Origin of the sequence: Amycolatopsis rubida (assembly GCF_900115345.1) — a bacterium.
GTDB lineage: Bacteria > Actinomycetota > Actinomycetes > Mycobacteriales > Pseudonocardiaceae > Amycolatopsis > Amycolatopsis rubida.
In genome coordinates, this window is record NZ_FOWC01000008.1 from 310,172 (window position 1) to 332,965 (window position 22,794).

Below are 22,794 nucleotides of genomic sequence, written 5' to 3' on the forward strand. Positions count from 1 at the left end.
TATTGGCGGTCACGACTACTTTACGTAAACGCTACGCTGTTGTTATCCGAGGAGGAGGGTTCAAGAGACTGTGCGTGCATCGAATCTCGATGGGTGGGGCGAGATCGAAGGCGTGATCTCGAGTCTGCGCAACGCTGTCGAATCACAGCAGGCGGCAATCGACAAGCTGCAGCATCTGCACTCCCTTTTTCCGGCTCCGGTGCCCGTCGCGAAAAGCGAATTTTCGGGAAATCCGGCTGCCCCGCCGGAGGTGCGGGAGTCTGCTTCGTTCACGAAACGGCAGGCGGAGGTACTCGACCTGCTTGCCCGAGGGGCGAGCAATCGCCGGATCGGCCGGGCGCTCGGCATCAAGGAACAGACGGTGAAGGCCCATGTGCACGCGGTCTTCCTGAAGCTCGGTGCCACCCATCGGACCGAGGCGGTGAGTCTTGCCTACCGCCTCGGCATACTGTCCACAGGGGACGGATCGGGATGGCAGGCGGCGAGGAGCGATATCGCGTAGGCAATGACTCCGGTGGCCGGGAAGCCCGGTTCGCCGTCCTGCTGCTCGTCGTACTCGACGGTCGCCATCCGGTCGATCTCGTCGCGCGACACCACGGTGCCCGGCGCGTACCCGGCGTGGAAGCCTTGACGGTAGACCGGGGCGAGGACCCGGGCACCGGGGCGCGGCAGGACGGCGGGAGACTCGGGATTCGGGTTCGGCCGGCATTCGACGTAGACGGACAGGTCGAGCAGGAACTGTGCGCGCCGCGCTGTCACGGCTTCTTCCTCTTGTCCGTCCGGCGCAGACCCCCGGCGACGACGCCGAGTATCTCGTCGGCCAAGATATCGGGGTCCGAGCGGCGCCTCGGCGAACGCCATTCATAGGTCCAGTTGAGCGCACCGAGCAGGACTCGGACCGAAGGAGCTACGTCCGTCTCGCGATAGGCTCCCTCGGCGATCGCCTTGCGCATCGCGGCGCGGAACAACCCCTCGTACCGCCGCCGGAGCGAGATGATCTCTCGCTGGTGTTCGTCGCTCAAGGTCCGCCAATTGTGAAAGTACACGATCACGGCGCTCGCCCGGTCCGTCATCACGCGCATGTGGGCTCGGCACAGGGCGCGGAGCTGGTCTTCGCCGGTGTGCGCGGGCGCGACGGCGGCAAGGGCGGAATCGGTGAACTCCCGGGCGACGTCGAGCACGATCTCGCGCAGAATCTCGGCTTTGCTGCCGACGTGCGAGTAGAGGCTGGCGCTCTTGATCTCCATCGCGCCCGCGATCTGCCGGATCGTGGTTGCCTGGTAGCCGTTGCTGCTGAACAGTTCCGTCGCGATCTCGATGAGCTTGCTGTACCGGGGCCGGGCGCTGTCGAAGACGGCGGCGCCGGTCACTGCGGAGCCAGCGTCTGAACGAGAAAGTAGCTGTTGTCTTCCGGGTCGCGGAATCCTGCCATGCGTATTCCCCATGCCTCTTCGGTGACGGGCTCGCTGTCGAACGCGACTCCCCGGTCCCGCAGTTCCCGGTAGGTCTGGTCGACGTTGTCCACGGTGAAGCTGACGTGGTCGAAGCCCGGCGGATTGCCGATCAGATCGCTGTGCCGCTCCGCGGCGGCCGCGGACGACTTGACCTCGAAGACGTACAGGTACTGCGAACCGGTGGTGACCTGGGCCGACGGTGGCTCGCCGGCCAAACTGAGCTCAACCGGCAGGCCCACCTTGTCGCGGAAGAACTCCGCTGCCCGCCGGACGTCCTTGACCGCGATCCCGATGTTGTCCAGTTGCTTGATCGGCACAAGCGTCCTCCTGTCTCCGAGGCTATCGACCGACAGCCCTATCATCCGCTAGCCTCCCGCGATCCGCAACGCGGAAAGACGCGGCCTTGAGCACCTCGCCGTCGCGGGTGCTCGCGAACAGCCGGAACCGGGCGGGGTCCGGGGTCGGGCCCACCGAGAACCGGACGGTCGAGGGCAGGGGCACCGGCCGTGCGAATCTGGCGATCGCCTCGGTCAAGTCCCCGTACCGCGCCACGCCGAGCTTCGGCCACGGACCGCATCTTTGCCTGGGCGCCCAGATGGCGCGGCTGGAACTGCAGGTCGCACTGGCGACGCTGCGGGCTCGGTTTCCGGATCTGGAGCTCGCGGCCGAGGTGCCGTGGCTGACCGCACGACCGCAGCGGCTGGAGCTGACCTGGAAGACGGCGTTGCCCGCGTGGTGGCCGAGGGTTCGCCGGGAAGTCTCCCGGCGAACCCGCTCGCGCCGGGCCGAGGTCCATCCGCTGGCAGCGAGAGCTCCGGGAACTCACGGACCAGCAAGCCAGCTGAGCAGTATCAGGGCCGCGAGGACGAGCCACACCGTGAACCACGCGGGCGCGGTTCGCTCCGGAACCAGCCGGAAAAGCAGGCGTCCGGCAGCGGTGCCTGCGGCGCGGGGGCCAAGATCGCGGCTTCGTCCCGAGGGGCCGGCTCATGCCCGCGAAGTTGTCCGGCGAAGAGAATTTATCGCAGCGCTCGCGAGAGGGCTGGTGGTGAATTGCAGGCGAGCCGCGTCACCACCCGCTGCGGTAAAAACTCCGCGACACGTAACTGCTGGCCTCCGCCGCCCGCAGCGCGCACAGTTCCTGCTTCACCGCCCGCGCCTGCTTCACCAACGGATCGTCCCCGGGCGCGAGCGCCAGCAAATCGATGACATGCAACGCTTCCTGCACTCGCCCGTCCCCGCGCAGCCGCTCGGCCTGGTCGAGCACCGCCTGCTTGTCCGTGATCGCCTCCGCGCGGGCCGCGGCCGCCACGTCCGGGCGGGACGGGTGCAGGGTCGTCGGATTTCCGTCCCACCAGCCGGTTTCCGAGCGGACGATGTCGCGGACGATGTACTCCCGGTGGCCGTAGTGCTCGCGCATCCACGGCACGTCGAACAGTTCGGCCGGATACCGGAGATCGTGCACGATGTCGTCCACCCGCCGGCCCTGGTTGAGCTGGTCCACGACCGCGCCGCGCAGCCACCGGAGCGCGGCCGCGGTCATGGTGAGCTGCCGGACCGGGTCCTCGCGCACGACCGGGCCGAACTCCGGCACCAGGACGGCCGGGTTCAGCGCCGCGAGCCGGTCGAGCGTGTCGGCCCAGCGGACCGTGTCGCGCATGGTCCGCATGGGTGTCCCGATGTTGGGGATGCCGTTGATCACCGCGGCGCTGCCGTACAGAACCCGCTGGGACGGCAACCAGACCGCGGTCACGTCGTCCGTTTCGGACGGTGCCCACAGCAGCCGGACGTCCGGGGCCAGCGTCAGCGCTTCCCGGTAGGTCTGGTCGGGGAAGGTGATGGGCGGAGGGGCCGCCATATCGGCCATCGGGCGGCGGAATTGCCGGGTGTTGATGTGGTTTTGCAGCCCGGCGGTCTCCAGATACCGCTGATAGCGCCGGACGACGTTCTCCTGCGCCACGACGGCCGGGCGGCGCTCTCCGTGCGCGGCGGCGTAGTCGAAGAACCCGGGCACGCCGTAGTTGTAGCCGAGATGCCCGTGGCTGTAGACGATCCAGCGCACCGGTTCGCGCAGCTGGTCCAGCACCGGCGCGACGAGGTCCGGGGACGGTCCGGTGTCGACCACGACGAGGCCCGACGCGGTTTCCACCGCCAGGCTGTTGCCCTGCAGCCCGATCGAGCGGACGCCGGGTGCGACCTCGGTGATCCGGCCGCTGCCGTAGAGCGGGTTCTTAGTGTCCTGAAAAGGCATCAGCCGACCACCTCGGTGCGGAGCCCGAGCCGCCGCGCGGTGCGGTCGGGGTTGACGAAGAACACGGCAAGCAGACCGCCCGCGAGGGACAGCAGGCCGCTGATGGTGAAGGCCAGCGTGAAGCCGCTGACCGGCGACGAAGCGGCCTGGATCAGCCGTCCGGTGAGGTACGGAGCGAGCAGTCCGGCGGTGGTGACCAGGCCGACGGTGATCGACAGCACCGCGCCGCGCTGCCGGGTCGGGCTGATCTCGGCGTTCATCGTGACGCCGAGGGCGAACACCACCCCGCCCAGGCTGAACGCGACGGTCAGCAGCGCGATCTGGAACCAGCCCCCGGTGTGCGGGAACAGCAGCATCGCGAGACCCGAGACCAGCACCGCGATCCCGCCGAGCACGCCGCGGGCCACCCGGCTCGACACGCCGCGCCGCATCAGCCGGTCGCTCAGCATGCCCTGGGCGAGGTTGAACACGACCGACGCGATCCACGGCAGCGCGACCAGCGTCCCCGTGGTCACCGTGCTGTAGTGCAACGCCGTTTCGAGGTAATGCGGCACCCAGGCGACCAGCACGGCCAGCGCCCAGTACGCGGCGAATCCGGCGAGGAACCCGCCGAGCCAGGTGCCGTTCAGCAGGATCCGCCGGTAGGGCACGCGCGGTTCGTCCGCTTCGGACTTGACCGCGGTCGCGTGCACGGAAGCGGTTCCGGCGACCTTTCCCTCCCGCCCGAAGATCGCCCACAGCACCGACCACAGCAGGCCCACGACGAGCAGCGCGAAGAACGCCCATCGCCAGCCGTAGCCGACGATCAGCGCGGTCAGCAGCGGCGACGCCAGCGCCACGCCGATGCCGGAACCGGCGTTCAGCAGCGCGCTGGGCAGGCCGCGTTTCTCGTTGGGGAACCACTTGTACGCCGCGTGCATCGCCAGCGGGTTCGCCGGGCCCTCGGCCGCGCCGAGGACGATCCGGCTGACCAGCACCGCGCCGAACCCGACCGTGCCGAGCATCGGGGCCTGCGTCAGCGCCCAGACGACGCCCAGCACGAGCAGGATCCACTTCGTCGGCACACGGTTCGACACGAAGCCGACCACGATCGCGGAAATGCTGAACAGGAAGTAGAACCCGCTGCTGATCAGGCCGTACGCCTCGGGCGACAGGCCGAGATCGTGCATCAGCGGTTTCGCGGCGAGCCCGAGCACGGCCTTGTCCGCGAAGTTGATCAGCATGAACACCAGCAGCAGCCCGGTGACGACCCAGCCGCGGGCGCTGGTGCCGCCGGCGCGCCGTCCGGCGGCGGTTTCGGCGGGGAGAGCGGGAGCGTTCATCGTGGGGTCCCCATTTCAACGTCGTTGTCGGACGGGGCGGCGGGTCAGAAGGCCCAGCGGGTGCGGCCCGCGGTGCGGGCGCGCAGCTGCTCTGCGCGGTCGGTTCCGTCGAGCACGGCTTGGGATTCGGCGGCGGCCCAGGCATAGACGCCCTTGGCCATCGTCGAGGTCGCGGCTTTTTCCAGTGCGGTGAACACTTCCGCGCGGGCGGTGTGCGCGGTCTCGTCGTCCGGGGCCGCGTCGACGGCGAGCTGGGCGAAGTGCCCGGCCAGCCGGTGCTCGCCGGCGGCGAGCAGTTCCCGCGCCCGCGCGGCCAGCCGGTCGGAGCCGCCGGACAGGTCGGCCAGTTCCCGCGACAGTTCGGCGCGGCGCGCGGGCTTGAGGTTGGCCGGGTTGCCGTCGTACCAGCCGCCGTAGAGCCGCCAGACGTTGCGGACGACGAATTCCGGCTCGTCGTAGGACGGTGTGAGATACGGCTTGGCCAGCAGTTCGGCGGGCGCGGTGACGCCGTGCACGACCTCGTCGAGGGTGGCTCCCGCGTTCATCGCGTCCACGGTCTGGTCGTGCAGGGTTTCGAGGAACTCGGCGGTGTCGGCCAGCGCGGTCCGGATCCGGTCGGCGCCGGCGATCGGCACGCCGTGCCCGGGCAGCAGCAGTTCCGCGCCCAGCCCGGCCATCCAGCGCAGCGCCCGCGCCCACTCGGCGGCATACCGCTGGACCTTCTGCGGGTTGCCCGGGTTGGGGGAGGACCAGATGAAAAAGTCGCCGCAGCACAGGATTTTCCGGTCGGGCAGCCACGCGATCGTCGCGTCGTCGGTCTCGCCGCGGCCGTGCGTCAGCCGGACGTCGAGGTCGCCGATCCGCAGCGTCGTGGTGTCCCGGTAGGTCACGTCGGGATGCCGGTACCGGTCGGGCCAGCGGAATCCGGGCGACTGGAACTGCCGCTGGTTGATCACCGTGTTGTAGCCGCGGGTGCGCTCGTAGCGGTCGAACCGCGGCGGCGTGTTTTCGTGCGCCAGCACGGACGGGCGACGCCAGCCGCGCTCCTGCGCTTCGAGATCGAACGGGCCGACGCCGAAGACGTGGTCGATGTGGCCGTGCGAGTAGACGGCGGTGTGCAGCGGAGCGCCGGTGCGGGCGCGGGTCGCGCCGAAAAGGTCTTGCGCGGTGCGGCGTTCGCCGGTGTCGAAGCAGAACAGGCCGTCGGCGGTGGGGAAGAGGAAGACGTTGCCGAACGCCGGCCACATCCAGACGCCCTCGGCCAGCTCGTGCAGACCGTCCTTGCGCAGCGTGCCGGTGTGGTAGACGCGGGTGTCGGCCTCGCCCCGCCAGACCTTGTCGGCGTAGTCGAGCAGGTCAGTCACGGGATGCCTCCTGAACGTTCTCGGTGAACAGCGCGTCGACGGCGACCAGGTCGTCGCCGGTGACGCAGAGCGGGTTGAGGTCGGCTTCGGCGAATTCCGGATGGTCGCCGAGGATGCGGGCGAGCCCGTCGATCGCGGCGGCGACGGCGGGGACCGGGGCGGCGAGGACGTCGCCAGCCCAGGCGGCGAGTTCAGCTCGCTGCGCTGGGGTGGCCGGGAGCAGCAGCGCGCGGCGGGGTGCGGTGGGGTCTTCGGCACGGTCACCACCCGCGCCGAGGACGATTGCGGTGCCGTACAACGGATCCCGCGTCGCGCCTAGGGCGAGTTCGGCGGTGTGCGGCAGCAGAGGTTGCACGACGAGGGTCCGGTCCGGATCGGCGGAGACCTCGTCCAGCCGCGCTTGGAGCGTGGCCAGCACTGCGGGCAGTTCGGCCGCCGTGACGCCGACGCGCACGAGCCCGGCGCGGGCCCGGTGCGGCACGTCGGCGGCATCGCCTTTGACCACGTACGGCTCCGGCCAGCCGTTTTCCGCGACGGCGGCAGCGAGATCGATTCCGGCGACGGTGTCCACGTGCGGGATGCCAGCGTCCTCCAGCAGCGGAACGGCTCGCAGTTCAGTCCACACTGGACGGTCATCGGGCGCGGCGTGGTCCGCGGGCTCGGGGACCCGGTCCGGGACCAGCACCCGGAGCCGTCGCACGAGAGCGCCGATGCTGGGCAGCACGGTGTCCGGCCGCCCGACGTCCGCCAGCTCGCCGGGCGGCGCACAGGCCCAGACGAACCACGTCGGCGTCCGCATCGCGGCGGCAGCCGCGGCCAGCCGGTGGTAGGCCTCGCGGAACCGGTCGCCGAACGTCAGATAGAGCACGACGCCGTCCAGCTCCGGGTCTTCGTCGAGCACGCCGAGCAGATCGCCGACCCGGTCGAGCCAGCGGTCGATGTTGCCGCCGAGGTCGACGGGGTTCTCCTCAGCCGCCTCGGCACCGCCGGCCTCGGCGAGTTTCGCGCGGGTCGCACCGGACAGCGGCGGAATTCGCACCCCCAGCGCGGTCAGGTTGTCGGCGAGGATGCCGCCCGCGCCACCGGACATCGTGAGCACGGCGAGCCGCGGTGCCGGGGGAAGGGTCGTTCCTTTGCGGGCGCAGAGCACCGCGTCCACCAGCTGGTCGTCGTCGGTGACGAGGTGGATCCCTTCCTGGCGGCACAGCGAGGCGAGCAGGAAGTGATCACCGGCGACGGCCGCGGTGTGCGACAGCGCGGCCTGGCGACCGGCGGCGCTGCTGCCCACTGCGAGCGCGACCACGGTCTTGCCCGCCGCCCGTGCCTGCCGGCCGAGCGCGCGAAGACCGTCCGCGTGGCGCACGCCTTCGAGGTAGAGCACGAGCACCTCGACGCCGGGCTGATCGAGCAGGTCGCTGCCGATTTCATGGCTGGACAGGCAGGCTTCGTTCCCGACGCTCGCGTAGTAGGAGTAGCCGATCCCGGCCTGTTCGAGCAGGTCAGCGAGCACGAACCCCATCGCGCCGCTCTGCGTGACGATCGCGATCGGCCCCGGCGGCACGCGCTCGCGGTCGAGGAAAACCGTCGTCGAGAGCTGCACGCCCGCCGGGTGGCTCACCACGCCCAGGCAGTTCGGGCCCAGCACCGGCAGGTCTCCGGCGGCCTCGCGCAGTTCGTCCTCCAGCGCGGTGTCTCCGCCCTCGGCGAAGCCCGACGCGAAGACGATGACCGCGCCGGAACCGAGTTCGCGGGCTTCTCTGACCAGCGCGGGAACCGTTTCCGCCGGGGTCGCGAGGACCACGAGGTCGGGGCCGTAGCCGATCTCGGCGAGCGAGCCGACCGTGCGGACGCCGGGCAGGCCGAGCGGGCCGCGGGAGACCGCGAAGACCTCGCCGCCGAAGCCGCCGCGCAGCAGCCGGTCCAGCGCGATCCGTCCCCAGGACAGCGCGGTGGTCGCGGAAACGCCGACCACGGCGACCGATTTCGGGCGGAACAGCGGCTCGCAGCGCATCGGTGCGGGACCTCCTGTGATCGCGGTCATGGACACAACCCCAACTGTCGCCGCTGGCCTGCCCAGCTGGTAGCGCACATTGCCCAGGTTTTCGGCTACCGTGCTGTGACATGTCACAACTGTCGTGGCGCAGCTTCGAGCACCGGCTGCCGAAGGCGGTCGAACGGACGATCCGCCGGTATGTGGCGACCTCGCCGCACTACCGCGGCGAGGTGCCCGCACACCTGCACCTGCACATGGCGCACACCATCCGCGAGTTCGGCCGGCTGTTCGCGCGCGCCGCGCGGGAGGGGAGCGAGCCGGGCGAGGACGGGCTGGAGCTGTTCCGCCAGCGCGGCCGGGAGCGGGGCGCGGAGGGGCTGCCGGTCAGCGAGTTCGTGCATGCCTACCTCTTGGCGGCCGAGGAGATGTGGGCCGAGGTCGACGACGTGTCCGCCGGGTCTCCGCCGGACGGCACGGCGGCGGTGCTGCTGAAATGCCTGCACCGGGTGATGAACGCGGCCGTGCAGGCGCACCAGAAGGAATTCCAGACCGCGGACCACGAACAACGCGAGGCGGCACGGGCCCTGGTGCGGCGGCTGGCCGCGGGGGAGTCGATCCCGGAGCCGGCGGACGTCCGGCTCGCCCCGGCGTACGGCGTGCTGGCGCTGCGGTTCGCCGCGGACCCGGCGGATTCGGTCGGCGACGCGGTCGGGCGCCATCTGGCCGGGCAGCGGAAGGCGCGGCTGCTCTTGCAGCACCTGCGTCGCGAACTGTCCGGTGACGTGCTGGCCGCGTTGGATCCCGACGGCGGTCTGTTGCTGATTCCGGCTGCTTCGGACAATGACGAAGCGGCGCTGGCCGAGGCCCGGCTGGCGGTGCCGCGGGCGCACCAGACGACGGGCGTCGAGATCACCGGCGCGTTCGCCCACGCGGCCGAGCTGCCGCACATCCCGGCGGCGGTGGCGGAAGCGGAGCGGTTGCTGCGGGTGAATTCGGTCCCCGGCACGGTCGCCGTGCTCGCGGACCACCTCTTCGAATACCAGCTGAACCACGACAGCGCGGCAACCCCTCAGCTGCGCGCGCTGGCGGCGCGGCTCAGCGGCGAGCCTGATCTGGCGGCGACGCTCCGGACTTATTTCGAGACCGACTTCAACCGCCGGGAGACCGCGCGGAAGCTGCACGTCCATCCGAACACAGTGGACAATCGCCTGTCGCGGATCGCCAATCTCACCGGTGCGGATCCGCGGACCGCCCAGGGACTTTTGCTGCTCGGCGCTTCGCTCGGGCTGGCGGGGTGATCATCCGGCGAGGGAAGCGCTGCCGTGGGGTCCGGTCACCGTGACGCGGATGGTGCGTGCGGAGGGCAGTGGCACGACGGTGACCTGCCAGGTCTGCGGCGTTCCGACGTCGAGGGTCTGCAAGGCTTTCCGGACCAGACGAGGGATCTCGTGGACGGGCAGGGTGCGGAGGTCGAATCGCGGGACCTGGACACCGGCCGGGGCGAAGACGACCGTCAGCCGGTGTTCCCGGACGACCGCGGTGAGCGTCTGCGAGACATCCGTGCTCCGGGCCAGCCCGGCGACGACGCGGCTCAGTTCGCCCTCGTCCAGGAGCGACTGTCGCGGGCCGACATCGACGGTCGCGGAGCCCGAGGAGGTTACCGCGGCAGGCGGCTCCGGCTGAGCGGCACTGGGTTCCGGCGCGAACAGCTCGGCCCGGAAAAGCCCGAGGACGGCGCCCGCGCCGAGGAGCAGCCCGACGAGTGTGAAGACACCGGCGGCGCAGCCCTCCGGCGGCGAATGGACCAAAGTGGATTCGGCCGCGGGCGGGATGACCGCGTTCGCCGCCCGGCGCTGCCATTCCGGCGGCGGGCTGGACACGATGCGCACCTTCCACGGCCGGCCCGGCGGGTAGCTCACCACCAGGACGTCGCCCTTGCGGTAGTCCGGAAGATCCACCAGATTGACCGTGTGCGTCGCCTCCACGCGATGGGACGGCGCACCGTCCGGCGCGACTGTGAGGATGAAGCTGACGGGAAGATCGCCCGTTTCGGTGCCTCCGGCGCGCAGGCTGTCGATCCGCGCGAGCGCCGTTGTCGGCGGGACCGCCTTCTCCCGGGCACGGCGCGGCAGGCGGCCGAGGTACAGGAGGATGCCGTAGCCGAGCGGAATTCCCAGCCCGGCCACGAACAACGGAACGCTCTCGACGATGGTCCCGACGACCAGCGAACACAGCGTCGCTCCGATCACCAAGCCGGTGAGGAACCCGGACGCGATCGTGCGGAGGGCCGCCATGGCAGTAGTCCCTTCTCGGGCGGTCAGCGGGAACCCGGTTCCACCAGAACGGCTTTCGGATCCCGCGGGTCGTAGCGGACCCGCACTGCCGAGCCTGCGGAAGGGGCTTGGAAGAGCGGTGTGATCATCGTGGTCACGGCCTCGCGTTCGCCGGTCTCGGTGGGAAACCGCACGTGGACGGTGAACCGCGGATTCCCCATGACCCAGACGTTGGTGAAATCCACGCGGGTGAGAACGCCCGTCGCCTGGCGGCCGCAGTGCAGCAGTCCCTGTTCGCGGTCGTCCGCCTCGGCCGCGCGGAGAAAAGCCCGCAGCAGCACCACGATCAGGACCAGCGCGACGAGCCCGGACACCGCGGGGACCAGAAGCGGCTCGTAGTAGACCACCCAGTCCACATCGGACCACGGCTCGGCCTCGCCGTCGAGGAAGGGCAGCCGTTCGCCCACGGATTCCGGCGGCGTCCACGACGGAGCCGCCACGCCGCTGCCCAGCGTCACGCCGAGTGCCGCCGCCAGCGAGCTGGCCCGGAAGCTGACCCCCATGCGGCGCAACGACATTCCGCCGCCCCACAGCATCGCGAAACCGAGCGACGACGCGACCGTGACCGCCAGGCTGAAGAACAACACGAGCGAAGCCGCCGGTCCCGCGTCGGCCCCCCACGCGCCGACGCGGTTCAGCGACATCAGCCGGAAGCCGTCCAGCAGTCCGAGCGCGCCGGACCAGCCGGCGACCGCCCAGGCGAGCGTCGCGGGAATCCCGAGAAGCCACAGCCGCCTGCTCGACGCCCGGGTCTGTTCAGGGTCGTCCGGAAGGCCGAACGCGAAGGAACTGAACACCGCGGCCGCCTACGCGATCGGGCCGAACACGGCGACCTTCGCCGGATCGGCGGGGTCGAGCCGGGCCTCGTGGCGGGTGCCGGGCGCGTACTGCTGGATCGTCGCCCGCGGCGTGATCAGCGGGGTGACTGCCCGGTACATCATGCCGTCGGCGCGGGTGACGTCCAGGGTGGCGGTGTACCGGGCCTGCCCGGCGACCGTCCGGCCGGTGGGCTCCAGCGCGCGGATCACCAGCGTGGCCTTCTCCCCGGTGTCGTAGAGCCGGCGCAGTTCGGTGCCGTAGGCCTGAAGTTCCTGCTGCTGGCGCAGCTGCTCCTGCGTCGGCAGCGCCAGGAAGGCCGCCGTCTCCGGGTCGGCCGCGACGGTGCGGTAGGCCTGCGCGGCCAGTTGCGGCGTCGGCAGCTGCGGGGTGATGTCGTGCCCCTGCGCGGCGGCCGCCTGCCGGAACTGCTCGGCGTGCTGCTGGAAATCCTGCGCGCCGCGGGCCATGCCCTGCTGGGTCGCTTCGGTGATCTTGTCGCGGATCTTCTTGAACATCGGGTGCCTTTCGCTGTGCCGGTGTGCTGGACACAGCTTCGGGCGGGCGGGCTGCTACCGAACCCAGGTTTTGCCGTCGTCGGTGGCGTCGAGGCAGGTCAGAGCCGCCCAGAAGACCGGCGAGCGGGCTGGCTCGGACTGTTCGCGCCAGCGGGCGAGCCGGGTCCGCTGCCAGGCGCACAGGTCGGCTACCGGATCCGGCCCGGCGAGCGCGGTGTCGACGGCGATGACCAGCTCGGCCATCGGATCCGCGCCGGGCGCCGCGGCCGACGTCGGCAGCGCCCAGACCGTCGCGGCGACCAGCCCGGCCCCGGACGCGACCGCGGCGAGCAGGACGCCGAACGGTTCGGGCAGGCCGAAGTCGCTCGCGCTGGCGCAGCCGATCAGCGCGACCCGCGCGGGCATGTCCACTTCGGACAGTGCGAGGTCGGCAGCGGTGAACGGCCGGTGCGCCCCGATCGGCGCGGCGGTGCCCGGCAGGTCGGCCGGGCACGACAGGTGCAGGGCGGTCTGCGCGCCGTGGACGTCCTGGATGCGGCTGACGTGCCCGGCGAACACCAGCCGCGAACACGGTTCGGCCAGCAGACCGGCGAGCAGCCGCCGGTCGGTGTCGGTGCGGCGGACCAGGTCGAGGCCGCGCGCGGCGGCGGGCCGGGCGGGCCCTGCGGCGAGCTGGGCGTCGAGGTGGCGGATCAACGGGGAAGCCGCGTTTTGCTTGCCGAGCACGGACCCCAGTTCGCCGAACGCGCTGTGACCGGGGATCCGCGGGTCGAGCAGGTAGACGGGCGGTCCGGCGGGGGCCGGTTCGCGGCGAGGGATTCCGGCGGGGGCGAGCAGCGAGACGTCGGCGAGGTCGAGGATCCGGGTGTCGCTGTCGAAGCAGGTGTCGACCGCGTCGGCGTCGAGCACGTGGTCCGGACGGCGATCAGGCAGGGCGAGCAGGCCCCACGGAACCGCGGCGAGCGCCGGGGACGGCTGGATTCGCAGCAGCGGACGCGTGGCGCGCCGGAGTTGCGCGACGAGATCGGCGGGCAGGAGGTTGAGCGCGAGGACGCGGGCAAGGCGTTGCTCCGCGGCGAAACTGCCGAAAGCGTCGAGTGAACGACGAACCGCTTCGGCGACCGGCTCGCCTTCCCGCGGTGTCGGGGAAGCTTCGGCGAGGAAGCCGCGCGCGGTGTCGACGAGATCGGCGTCGATCGGGTGCGTGTGGACGGTGTCGAGGTCGCTGGTGGTGCGCCAGCTGAGGTAGGTGTGCCCGGCGTCGGCGTAGCGGAGGATGAAAGTTTCGCGACCGGGTGCGGCAGCGGGCCAGGTCTCGACAGTCCCAGGCGCCACCGTGCACCCGTATCGCTCGGCGGCCAGCCGGGACCAGGCGTCCAGCTCCATCGGCGAGGACGGCGACCAGCGCAGGCCGGGCGGCGGGGCGAGCCGGAGCGGGAGCGACGAGGTGACCGAACCCAATGCGGCCAGCGGAAGCTGACCGTCCTCGACCGGCGGTGCCAGCGCGGGGAGCGCGCCGGTCAGGTTCAGGGAACGGTCCTCCGGGTACGCCCCGACCGCGCACGCGCGCTCGATCAGCTCCGCCGTCAGCCGCGTTTCGCCGAGCCGGGTCAGCAGGACCATCAGCAGTGCCGTCGCCGGACCCGCGACGCTGTTCGCCCACGCAGTGCGCGCCGGGGCCGACGCGAACGCGAACCGGTACTCCTGCGCGGCGAGGGCCGCCGGCAACAGCAGGTCCAGCACCGCTCGCGGGTCTTCGCCGCGTTCGCAGCCGATCGCGGCCGAGAGGTAATCGGCTCGCAGGCACTCCAGCCATTCGCCCGACTCGCGGGCCGCCGCCCGGAGCTGGGCCACGTGCTCGTCCGCCGACCTCCAGTCGCCCTCGGCCGCCGCACAGCGAGCCAGCGCCGAGGCGAGCCGGCGCGTGCCCGGGGTGTCGCCGTTCGCGGCCCACAGCTTTCCCGCGTGCTCGAACTGGTCTCGCGCCCGCGCCGCATCGCCTGCGAGCAGGAGCAAGGTGCCCAGCGCGTAGCTCGCCTCGGCGACGTCGCCGGTCACTCCGGCTGCCGCGAGTTCGTCTCTGGCCTTGACGATCGTCGCCATCGCGCCGGGGAAATCTCCGTCGAGCGCGCGGGTTTCGGCCAGGCTGATGGCGAATTTCGCCGCCGTCGGACCTTCGTGCCGGGCATTGAGCCGCAGGAGATCCGCCGTCGCGTCCGCTTCCTCGCCGCCCGCCTGGCGGATGCGGGCGCGTTCGGCCCGCGCCATTGCCCGCAGCGACGCCACCTGGTCGCGGACCTCGTCGACCTCCGCGACGCGGTCCAGGCCGGTCAGGATCTCGTCGATCGCGTCCCGCGCGCCCGCCGGATCCCCGGCGGCCACCTGCACGCGCACTTCGAGGATGCGCAACTCCAGCTCGTCGGCGCCGTGCGGGTCGAGCTGTGCACGCGGGAACTGGCCGGGTTCGGCGGCCTTCCGGAACGCCGCGCGACGTCGCTGATCCGCGAGCAGCTCGCGCGCTCGGCCAAGGTCACCATCCTCTGTGGACAGGGAAATGAGGACGCGCTCCGCCACCTCGCGGGAGCCTTCGAGCATCCGCAGTTCGGCATACTGTCCGAAGTGGACGACAGCGGCGGTGCTCACGGCGAAGACGCTGAGCACTGCTTCCGCGCACTGGCGCGCGTTGCGGAGATCGCCCGCCGAGTAGCAGACGGTGGCCAGATCGCTGACCGCGGCGACTTCGAGGCTGACGCGGTCGAGCTGCCGGGCGAGCTGCCGCATCCGCGCGTACGCCTGGTGCGCACCGGCGACATCCCGCGTCGCGGCGAGCCGCTTGGCCTCGGCCTGGACGGCGAAGGCCTCGGCGAGCAGAGAGTTGTACTCAGCTTCGGTCAGCGCGCACGCGGGCGACTCCAGGCAAGCCGCCGGGTCGAGGCCGAAATGCTCGGCGACGCAACGGCAGTTGTAGCCGTGCGAAACCGCGCCGGCGAGTTCCGGGGGCGGTGGCCGGTCCGGCGGCGCGAGCGGTGGCGGAAACCCGGCGAGCACGTCAGAACTCCTCGTCGGCGTCTCTGCTCGCGGCCCGCTCGGCCAAGGTCTGGACCTGAGGGGGCAGGGCCTCGCGAGCGCGCACCAGGGAAACCACCTCGGCCCGGTCTTGCGGCGTGGTGCCTTCGACGTCCTGGCCCGCTGCTCCGACGACGAGATCGAAGCGGAGAGCGGGCGTCGCGGCGAGCCTGGCTCCAGCCTCGTCCAGGTCGGCCGTCCCGGCGAATCCGGCGCTGCCGAGGTCGAGGGCGGCTTCGGCGAACGGTTCGCCGTCGTGCGTCGCGACAGCGGTGAGGGACGCGTCGTCGAGCGCTCCCGCCACTTCGACCTCAAGCCGGGCGGCAGCCGGGGTCGCGACGATCCGCCAGGTCACCGTGTCCTCCGCGGCGTCCAGTATGCCCGGCGGCACCCGAGCCCAGTCGACGCTCGCGCGTCCCTCGGCCAGCACGCCCTCGCCGGACGCGCCGGGACCGGAGCCCGCGGCCAAGGCGTAGGCACGCCGACCAGGCGCGACGGACTCCAACCGCGCGGCGAGACCGGCCGCCGCTTCGGCTCGCACGAGGTCGTCCTGGCTGTCGAACCAGGCCGAAAGCCGCGCACACCGGAGCCGGACTTCGCCGGGCACCGGACGCGCGGCCGCGAACAGGCCGGAGTTGCTCGCCTGGTCGAACAGTTCGGCCGGACTGGCCTCGAACCCGTCGAGCAGCCCCTCGGCGACGTCTTCGACCGCTGTTGTCGCCACGGCCGCTTCGAGGTCCAGCAGCGCCGGATCGAGCGACGGGATTCCGAGCGTCGGGCTCGCGGGCCACCAGCGGCGGGCCCACAGCAGGAGCGCGAGAGCGGCCAAGTCCGGCTGGGCCGGGACCTCGGCGTGCCCGGCGCGGAGCGCGGTCAGGCTGGCTTCGGGGCCGACGAGCCTGGTCAGCCACGGTTCGGCGGCGTCAGCGTCGAGGAGTTCGATCCGCATCGACTGCGCCTCGCCGCCGAGGAGATCGGCCAGGGCGAAACGGAGGACGCCGCCGTCGGCCGCGATCACCGGAGTGTGCACCGGATGCTTCACGAGACCGCCTCCAGCCGGGGCAGGCCGGCCACGAGCGCGCGGCGCACTTTCGTCCGCAGGTCCAGCGAGGTCGACCGGACGACGCCGGTGAGCAGGTCCCGGATGTCGGCCGCGGCGGCCGGAGTCTGGCCACTGACGTCGAAACCGTGCAGCCGGACCCAGAGCCGGGCGAGGAATCGCTTCGCGAACTCGCGCAGCTCTCGCAGGATATCGGCGTCCGCTCGCGCGGTCAGCGGTGTCGAACCGGCCAGCGCTCGGCGCGCATACAGCACGTATCCCTCCCGCGCGACCTGAGCGTTGAGCCGCTGTGCGAACGCGGGAATTCCGCCGGGCGCGCTGCCGTCAAGGGGCCTAAGCGCGGGGGAGAGGACCACACCGAGCACGAAACACGTTGCCAGCACCGGCGTTTCGAGCCCGAATCCGGCGGCCGTCCGGCTGAGTTCGTCATCGACCAGATCGGCGATGGAAGCCGGTTCGGCGGCGGAGAGGCGGCGCAAGCTCGCGCGTACCCGCCGTTCGATGCTGCGTTCGAGAAGCTCGCCGCCTGCCTCGTCGCGCTGGTTCAGCGGGGGTACGGCGGTGCGGTCGCCGCGTTGCAGGCCGAGATCAGGGGCGGGCAGACCGGAAACCTCGTGCACGGCCCGGGCGAGGGCGGCGGCACCGCCGGGGCGGCGCAGCGCGAGGCCGAACGCATGTCCGGCGGGGGAGCCGGCGAGTGCCTGCCAGTCCTCGTCGGCGAAGCCGTTCGCGACCGCGTCGAGCAGGGGAACGAAGTCCGGTGCCACCGGGTTGTCCGGCGTCGTGTGCCAGCGGCGGCGCAACTCCGCGGTCAAGTCGGCCGTGGCGCGGGGATCCGCCAAGTACGCGCTCAACTGATCGACCGCGGCCGCGCTGTCTTCGCCGTGCCACTCGCGCAACGCCGCCGCGGCCTGTTCCGGCGCGGAGGCGTCGGGCCTGCCGAAACTCGTCGCGAGTTCGTAGGCGAGGGGGAAACACACGTCCTGAACATTGCCCGCCGTAATGCGCAGGGCGCGGCGCTGCCGCTTCAAGTGCGTGAACCACGCCGCCGTGGCACCCAGCCGCGCCGCGTCGGCCAGCAGCAACTCCGTCACTTCCGCCGCCGCTTCGGGAGCCAGCAGCGGACGGCCCAGCCGAGGCCGCGCCGCGGTGCGGAGCACCAGCGGATCGATGATCTTCTTCACCGTGCGGGTCAGCGGTCCGCCGTCGCCCGCGGAGAGGACCTCGACGCCCGGGATCCGCCGCCAAGCCTGTGCGAGAACAGCCGATCGCAACCGGGACTGCTGCTGGCCTGCCGTCTTCACGCCCCGACTTTATCCTGCCGCCGGCTGACGCTGCCCCGCCGCCGGGATTGACCAGACGGCGGTTTCTTTCGGCAGTGGCGGCCACCGGCGCGGACCGATCTGCGCGGCGACCGGCGAACCGCGTCTTTCGATTTCCCGCGGCACCGGGGCGAGATCGGGACAAGGCGGCCGGCCGGCCCGGGAGCCGGTGACCAGGTCGGCCTGCGGCGGGAAACCGGCCACGGATCCACCCGGGAGCACCGGCCTGGACATCGAGCGCATCTGGTGTCCGTCGCGGCCTCGTGATCAGCCCGAGCGGCGCGTCCGGCGGTTACCGGCCGCGGAAATTGTCCAGGACGTTGGCGATCAGCCGGGAGACGGGGTTGCGGTACCGGTTGTGGGACAGGCTGCCCAGGAACGCGATCGAACCGGCCGAGAACACCGCGCCGCCGGAAGTGTGTTCCACGAGGACCAGATCGGAGCGGACGGCGGGGTTGCCCGGGCCGCTGAGCCCGGGCCGGATCTCCATCACGTCCTCCACTGCCTGGTGGTAGTTCTCGTCGTGCGGCTGGGAGGTCGCCAGCACCACCGTGTGCGGCGGGCTGCCCAGCGCCGGGTCGCAGCGGTCGAGTTCGTCGCCGCTCGCGCCGTTCATCACCAGGCCGAAATCGCCGAGCACGTCCTCGGCGATGCCGTCGAACACCCATGCCCAGCGCGGATCCCGGGAGGCCGGGGTGCGCAGGTAGCCGCGGCCGCGCTCGCTCCAGCCGTGCGCCGCCATGCCGACTCCGGTCAGCGCGTTGGGGGAGCGGCCGCGGTGCCGCCACAGGCCGCCGGGCTCGCCGGTGCCCGCGTGGTGCCCTTCGCCCGGCGCGGTTTCCCAGCTGCGGACCCCGCTGGAGCGGCGCACCTCGATGATCTCCGGCCGCGCCGGACGGGACGAAGTCACCCAGTAGAACCCGTTGCCGCCCAAGTACATCAAGCACCGGCCGGCCCGGACGTGCCCGTGCAGCGCGTCGAGCGTCGCCGAGCTGTGGTACTCGGGGTGCGACCCGGTGAGCACCACCTGGTAGCCCTCGATCGCGGCCGCGCCCTCGGCGTGCAGGTCGTGGTCGGTGAGAACGTCGAATTCGACGCCGGCGTGTTCGAGCCAGTCGGCGAGATAGAGGTCGGCTCCGAAGTGTCGCGGCGCGTCGTAATGCCAGTGCCGGTAGTCCGGACGCAGCGTGAGGATGGGCCGCAGCGCTGTCGAATGACAGATGCCGGAGCCGTCGAGGTGGCGGTCGTAGAGGCTTTTGCCGAAGCCGGGATGCTCGCGCAGCGCGACGTCCAGCGGGTGGGTCATGACCGCTGGGTCGCCCGTCTGTTCGTTGGCGTAGGCGAGGTAGGTGAACGTCGGCAGCAGAAAGGCGACGTCCGCCGGTTTGCCCGTGGCGCGGACCGCGAAGGGGATGTGGTCGGTGTGCCCGCCGGAGCGCAGCCGGACCGCGTAGATCCCGCTGCGGAGGTCTGAGGGCAGGCGCAGGAGCGCACCGGCCGCCCAGCCCGCGTCGGCCAGGTCGTCACCATGGAAGTGCACGGCGCCGTACTGCTCCGGCGCCGTCCGCCAGTCGAGCGTCTGCCCGGTCCAGCCAGGTCCGGTCATCGCTCGGGCGGGTGCGTTCACCAGCCGCCCGTGTTTTTCCCGGCCGGACACATCGATCGCCCGGTCGCCGGTCATCTCCCGCTCGAAGGCCCAGCTCGCCAGGGTCAGCCCGGTGCCGTCCCGGACCTCGGGACGTTCGAGTTTCCCGTGATAACAGCCGATCGGGCGGGGCAGCGCCGCCACCGCGGCGGCGACCGCGCCGGACGCGCCGGCGAGGCTCAGCCCGGGCCCGACCGCGCGACCCGGTTCCTCGTCCCCGGGCACCGGGTCGAGCGGGACGGCCGTGAGCTCGGCGCTGTCCTGGTTCGCGGTGGCGGTGAGCCGGTACCAGCGGCGCTTGAGCAGCGGCCGGCCGAGCCGGGCCGCTGTCGCGCCGTCGCCCGTGCGCAGGTGCGGATGACCGGTTTCGTCCAGGGCGAGGGAAAGCACTGCGGAACCGTCCGCTGTGGTCAGGCTGAGCAGACCCTGCGGGGTGCCCGCGGCGGGCAGGGCAGGCCAGGCGAGCACCGAAAGCCGGACGGCGGCGGTCCCGGCCGGCACGACCTCTTCGGCGCGCAGGAACGATCCCGGGTGGATCGGTTGCTCGCCGCCGGCCGCGGTGACCGGCGGGACAGCGCGGATCTCTTCGCTGCGGAAGCCCGGGCCCGCCGGGGAGGCGTCGCCGTGGATCAGCCGGACGAGGTCCGCGGTGACCGGGCCGGCCGAGGTGAACCGGCACGCGACCTCGTCGCCGGGCTTGAACGAGAACCGGTCGAGATACCCGAAGACGCTCATGCCGGCACCGGGCGCGGGGCCCATCGCGAGGCCGCCAGCGCGAGAACGCCGAGGCAGGCGATGGCGAGCGGGACCGTCGCCGGTCGCGACGCCCCGGCGAGCCAGCCGATCGCCAGCGGGTGGGTCACGCTGCCCGCCATCTCCGCCACCAGCAGCATCGCGTTCGCCTGCCGGACGGTCGTGACCAGCGTCGCCAGCCACGCGATCACGGTCGGGAAGACCGCCGCGAGCGCGAACCCGGCCACGGCATAGGCATACGGGGCCGCGGCGGCCACAGCCGCGACGGCGGTCGCGGCTGTGGCGGCGAGCAGGCACCAGCCCACGATCCGCCGCGGTCCGCGCGCGAACAGCGGGACGACGAACCGGCCGGCGGTGATCCCCAGCCAGTACAGCGAAACCCACTGCGCGGCGGCCGCGGGGGTCAGCCCGGTCCAGGTCAGGTGCGTCGCGGCCCAGGCCCCGATGCCGGTCTCCAGCCCGGCGTAGCAGAACGCGAGCGCCAGGAACGGGGCCAGCACCGCGAACGCCGGTTTCCCTTCGCGGGCACCAGGTTCGCCGGCCGGGCCGTCGGCGCACCGGTACGCCGGGAAGGACAGCAGAGCGAGCGCGCCGACGCCGAGGAACACTGCGGGCACGTCCGGGCCTGGGATGAGCCCGACCACGAAGGGGCCTGCGACGGCGCCGATCCCGAACGTCGCGTTGACCAGGTTGAGCATAAGGACCGCGCGGTGCCCGGATCCGCGTGCGAACGCGGTGTTCACGTGCAGCACCGCGCCGCCGTAGCCGCAGCCCGCCACCGTGATCGAGATCAGCAGGACCGGCCACGAGGGAGCGAACCCGGCGCCCGCGCAGCCCGCGGCGAACAAGCCGATCACGACAGCGAGTTCGCGGCGGGGTGCGACAGACCGTTTGCGCACGCCGCAGCCGACGATCGCCAGCAGTGCGCCGGCGTTGTAGACACTGACGAGCAGCCCGCCCGAATCGCCGGTGCGGGCGAACCGCTCGGTGACGGCGGGCAGCGCGGCGCCGAGACCCGCTGTCGCCGCGCCGAGGGCCAGAAACAGCGGGAACGCGGCCGCGCTGCCCAGCCGGACGCCCGGCAGCTCCCGAACTCCGGTCACTGCCACGAAACCACGCCGACCGAGGCGAGATCGGGCACGGTGTGTTCGGTGTCCAGTTCGGCCGTGCCGAGGGTGCCCGCCACTCCGACGACACGGATTCCGCCCGCCCGTGCCGCCGCGATCCCGGCCGGCGCGTCCTCGAACACGACGCAGTCCCGCGGCCGGGCTCCGAGCCGGGCGGCGGCGGCGAGATACCCCTCGGGATCCGGCTTGCTCTTGGCGACGTCATCGGCGGTGACGAGCACGCCGGGCACGGGCAGTTCCGCGACGCGGAGCCGGGCCCGCGCGACCCCGTCGTTGCCCGAGGTCACCACCGCCCACGCGGCAGGCGGCAGCGCTTCGAGCGCCGCGCGGGCGCCCGGCCGGGCGGTGATGCCGTCGACGTCGTCGACTTCCCGTGCCTCCATGAGCCGCGCCTCCCGCTCCGCGTCGAGGGCCGGTGCGACGAGCCGGACCAGGTCGAGATTGCCGCGCCCGTGCGACAGTTCCACGACCTGGTCCGGTTCGAGGCCCCTCCCGGCCGCCCATTCCCGAAGCTGCCGGACGATTGTCGGCATCGAGTCCACGAGCACACCGTCGAGATCGAACAGCACGGCGCGACAGGACAGGACGACGCGGTCCGGCAGGGTCAGGCTGATGGGCATGGTCGCTCCTGATTGTGCGGGAAAGCGGTCAGCGGGCGAAGAACTCCCGCACACCGTCGCAGACGAGGCTGACCTGGTCGGCGGTCATCGACGGGAACAGCGGCAGGCACAGCGTGGTGCCGGCGAGGTCCTCGGCCACCGGGAAGTCCCCTCGCCGGTGCCCGAGGAACGCGAACGCCTCCTGCAGGTGGATCGGGTGCGGATAGCGGACGACGGCGTCTACGCCCGCTTCCCGCAGATGCGCGAGCAGTTCGTCCCTTCGCTCGGTGCGCAGCTGGAACAGGTGGTAGACATGCTCGCCGGCGCCCGCACCGTCCTGAAAGGACACCGGCAGCCCGGCGAGCCGCTCGCGGTACTCGGCCGCGACCGCCACCCGCCGCGCGGTCCACTCGTCCAGCTGCGGGAGCTTGTGCCCGAGCACGAGTGCCTGCAGCGTGTCCAGCCGCGAGTTGAACCCGACCACGCGGTGCTCGTTCTGCTTGTCCTGCCCGAAGTGGCGCAGCCGCCGCAGCACCGCGGCGAGGCGGTCGGCGTCGGCTCCGCCGAGCGAGATCGCCCCGGCGTCGCCCGCCGCCGCGAGATTCTTCGACGGCGCGAAGCTCCAGCATCCCGCGTCGCTCGTCGTTCCCACTCGCACTCCGCCGGAATACGCGCCGATCGCCTGTGCGCAGTCCTCCAGCACGAGCAGGTCGTGCCGCTTCGCCAGTGCGTGCGCGGCCGCCATGTCGACGGACTGCCCGAACAGGTGGACCACGAGGACGGCCCGGGTGCGGTCCGTGATCGCCGCTTCGGCCTGTTCGAGGTCGATGAGGTAGTCGCCGGGACCGCAGTCGGCGAGCACCGGCGTCGCGCCGACGCGCACCACCGCTTGTGCGCTCGCGTGGAAAGTGTTGGCCACGGTGATCACCTCGTCTCCGGGGCCGATTCCGAGGGCGTGCAGCGCGAGGATCAGCGCGTCGGTCCCGGAGTTGACGCCGACCGCGTGCCGCGCGCCGAGGTAGCTCGCGAACGCGTGCTCGAAGCGGTCGACCGCCGCGCCGAGCACGTAGTCGCCGCGCAGCAGTGTTTCGCGGATCGACGGCAGCAGTTCGTCGTCCAGCCCGGGGAGCTGGCCGGGATAGTCGTAGCGGCCGACCCGGTATTCGGCCAC

At 71.9% G+C, this 22,794-nt stretch carries 19 protein-coding genes; 2 read left to right on the forward strand and 17 right to left on the reverse strand.

Annotation, left to right across the window (positions count from 1 at the left end; genetic code table 11):
• Nucleotides 1-70: 70 nt before the first annotated feature.
• Nucleotides 71-502, forward strand: a complete 432-nt coding sequence (locus tag BM362_RS28920) for a response regulator transcription factor (RefSeq protein WP_244287315.1) — start codon at nucleotides 71-73, stop codon at nucleotides 500-502.
• On the opposite strand, the gene BM362_RS46960 is transcribed toward BM362_RS28920, so the two are convergent.
• The 7 genes from BM362_RS46960 to BM362_RS28955 form a co-directional block, all read right to left on the reverse strand.
• Nucleotides 433-759, reverse strand: coding sequence for a hypothetical protein (locus tag BM362_RS46960; protein WP_067592569.1), 327 nt, complete (start codon nucleotides 757-759; stop codon nucleotides 433-435). The two genes, BM362_RS28920 and BM362_RS46960, sit on opposite strands and share 70 nt — an antisense overlap.
• Nucleotides 756-1,370, reverse strand: coding sequence for a TetR/AcrR family transcriptional regulator (locus BM362_RS28925; RefSeq protein ID WP_067592566.1), 615 nt, complete (start codon nucleotides 1,368-1,370; stop codon nucleotides 756-758). Before BM362_RS28925 ends, BM362_RS46960 begins: the two co-directional genes overlap by 4 nt.
• Complete coding sequence (locus BM362_RS28930) at nucleotides 1,367-1,771, reverse strand: VOC family protein (RefSeq protein WP_157905112.1); 405 nt, start codon at nucleotides 1,769-1,771, stop codon at nucleotides 1,367-1,369. The genes BM362_RS28925 and BM362_RS28930 overlap by 4 nt, the downstream gene beginning before the upstream one ends.
• A 752-nt stretch (nucleotides 1,772-2,523) precedes the next feature.
• Nucleotides 2,524-3,705, reverse strand: a complete 1,182-nt coding sequence (locus BM362_RS28940; protein ID WP_093575265.1) for an alkyl sulfatase dimerization domain-containing protein — start codon at nucleotides 3,703-3,705, stop codon at nucleotides 2,524-2,526.
• Nucleotides 3,705-5,027, reverse strand: a complete 1,323-nt coding sequence (locus tag BM362_RS28945; RefSeq protein ID WP_093575266.1) for an MFS transporter — start codon at nucleotides 5,025-5,027, stop codon at nucleotides 3,705-3,707. Before BM362_RS28945 ends, BM362_RS28940 begins: the two co-directional genes overlap by 1 nt.
• 44 nt (nucleotides 5,028-5,071) lie before the next feature.
• Complete coding sequence (locus BM362_RS28950; protein WP_093575267.1) at nucleotides 5,072-6,391, reverse strand: alkyl sulfatase dimerization domain-containing protein; 1,320 nt, start codon at nucleotides 6,389-6,391, stop codon at nucleotides 5,072-5,074.
• Nucleotides 6,384-8,432, reverse strand: a complete 2,049-nt coding sequence (locus BM362_RS28955; protein ID WP_244287316.1) for an acetate--CoA ligase family protein — start codon at nucleotides 8,430-8,432, stop codon at nucleotides 6,384-6,386. The genes BM362_RS28950 and BM362_RS28955 overlap by 8 nt, the downstream gene beginning before the upstream one ends.
• 80 nt (nucleotides 8,433-8,512) lie before the next feature.
• On the opposite strand from BM362_RS28955, the gene BM362_RS28960 reads away from it, so the two are divergent.
• Nucleotides 8,513-9,682 (forward strand): PucR family transcriptional regulator, encoded by a 1,170-nt coding sequence (locus tag BM362_RS28960; protein ID WP_067592547.1) that lies wholly within the window; start codon nucleotides 8,513-8,515, stop codon nucleotides 9,680-9,682.
• On the opposite strand, the gene BM362_RS28965 is transcribed toward BM362_RS28960, so the two are convergent.
• The 10 genes from BM362_RS28965 to BM362_RS29015 all read right to left on the reverse strand — a co-directional run bounded on the left by BM362_RS28965 (nucleotide 9,683) and on the right by BM362_RS29015 (nucleotide 22,794).
• Complete coding sequence (locus BM362_RS28965) at nucleotides 9,683-10,678, reverse strand: hypothetical protein (protein ID WP_093575269.1); 996 nt, start codon at nucleotides 10,676-10,678, stop codon at nucleotides 9,683-9,685.
• A 23-nt stretch (nucleotides 10,679-10,701) separates the two neighbouring features.
• Nucleotides 10,702-11,514: a DUF3592 domain-containing protein gene (locus tag BM362_RS28970; RefSeq protein WP_093575270.1), complete on the reverse strand. Its 813-nt coding sequence runs from the start codon at nucleotides 11,512-11,514 to the stop codon at nucleotides 10,702-10,704.
• 9 nt (nucleotides 11,515-11,523) lie between these two features.
• Nucleotides 11,524-12,051 (reverse strand): hypothetical protein, encoded by a 528-nt coding sequence (locus BM362_RS28975; RefSeq protein ID WP_093575271.1) that lies wholly within the window; start codon nucleotides 12,049-12,051, stop codon nucleotides 11,524-11,526.
• 54 nt (nucleotides 12,052-12,105) lie between these two features.
• Nucleotides 12,106-15,099 (reverse strand): CHAT domain-containing protein, encoded by a 2,994-nt coding sequence (locus tag BM362_RS28980; RefSeq protein ID WP_093575272.1) that lies wholly within the window; start codon nucleotides 15,097-15,099, stop codon nucleotides 12,106-12,108.
• A gap of 1 nt (nucleotide 15,100) precedes the next feature.
• Nucleotides 15,101-16,159: a hypothetical protein gene (locus tag BM362_RS28985; RefSeq protein WP_093575273.1), complete on the reverse strand. Its 1,059-nt coding sequence runs from the start codon at nucleotides 16,157-16,159 to the stop codon at nucleotides 15,101-15,103.
• A complete protein-coding gene (locus BM362_RS28990; RefSeq protein ID WP_093575274.1) occupies nucleotides 16,156-17,481 on the reverse strand; it encodes a hypothetical protein in 1,326 nt (441 codons plus the stop codon). Before BM362_RS28990 ends, BM362_RS28985 begins: the two co-directional genes overlap by 4 nt.
• 310 nt (nucleotides 17,482-17,791) lie before the next feature.
• Nucleotides 17,792-19,879, reverse strand: a complete 2,088-nt coding sequence (locus BM362_RS29000) for a N,N-dimethylformamidase beta subunit family domain-containing protein (RefSeq protein ID WP_143132502.1) — start codon at nucleotides 19,877-19,879, stop codon at nucleotides 17,792-17,794.
• Nucleotides 19,876-21,000, reverse strand: a complete 1,125-nt coding sequence (locus BM362_RS29005; protein WP_093575277.1) for an MFS transporter — start codon at nucleotides 20,998-21,000, stop codon at nucleotides 19,876-19,878. Before BM362_RS29005 ends, BM362_RS29000 begins: the two co-directional genes overlap by 4 nt.
• Nucleotides 20,997-21,644 (reverse strand): HAD-IA family hydrolase, encoded by a 648-nt coding sequence (locus BM362_RS29010; RefSeq protein ID WP_067592513.1) that lies wholly within the window; start codon nucleotides 21,642-21,644, stop codon nucleotides 20,997-20,999. Before BM362_RS29010 ends, BM362_RS29005 begins: the two co-directional genes overlap by 4 nt.
• A 28-nt stretch (nucleotides 21,645-21,672) precedes the next feature.
• Nucleotides 21,673-22,794 carry a DegT/DnrJ/EryC1/StrS family aminotransferase gene (locus tag BM362_RS29015; RefSeq protein ID WP_093575278.1) on the reverse strand — a complete coding sequence of 374 codons (1,122 nt, stop codon included), beginning with the start codon at nucleotides 22,792-22,794 and terminating at the stop codon, nucleotides 21,673-21,675.

Coding starts and splice junctions, on each gene's coding strand:
- BM362_RS28960 (WP_067592547.1), top strand. CDS start 8,513: ATGTCACAACTGTCGTGGCGCAGCTTCGAGCACCGGCTGCCGAAGGCG.
- BM362_RS28945 (WP_093575266.1), bottom strand. CDS start 5,027: ATGAACGCTCCCGCTCTCCCCGCCGAAACCGCCGCCGGACGGCGCGCC.
- BM362_RS28965 (WP_093575269.1), bottom strand. CDS start 10,678: ATGGCGGCCCTCCGCACGATCGCGTCCGGGTTCCTCACCGGCTTGGTG.
- BM362_RS28940 (WP_093575265.1), bottom strand. CDS start 3,705: ATGCCTTTTCAGGACACTAAGAACCCGCTCTACGGCAGCGGCCGGATC.
- BM362_RS29010 (WP_067592513.1), bottom strand. CDS start 21,644: ATGCCCATCAGCCTGACCCTGCCGGACCGCGTCGTCCTGTCCTGTCGC.
- BM362_RS28955 (WP_244287316.1), bottom strand. CDS start 8,432: ATGACCGCGATCACAGGAGGTCCCGCACCGATGCGCTGCGAGCCGCTG.
- BM362_RS29000 (WP_143132502.1), bottom strand. CDS start 19,879: ATGAGCGTCTTCGGGTATCTCGACCGGTTCTCGTTCAAGCCCGGCGAC.
- BM362_RS28975 (WP_093575271.1), bottom strand. CDS start 12,051: ATGTTCAAGAAGATCCGCGACAAGATCACCGAAGCGACCCAGCAGGGC.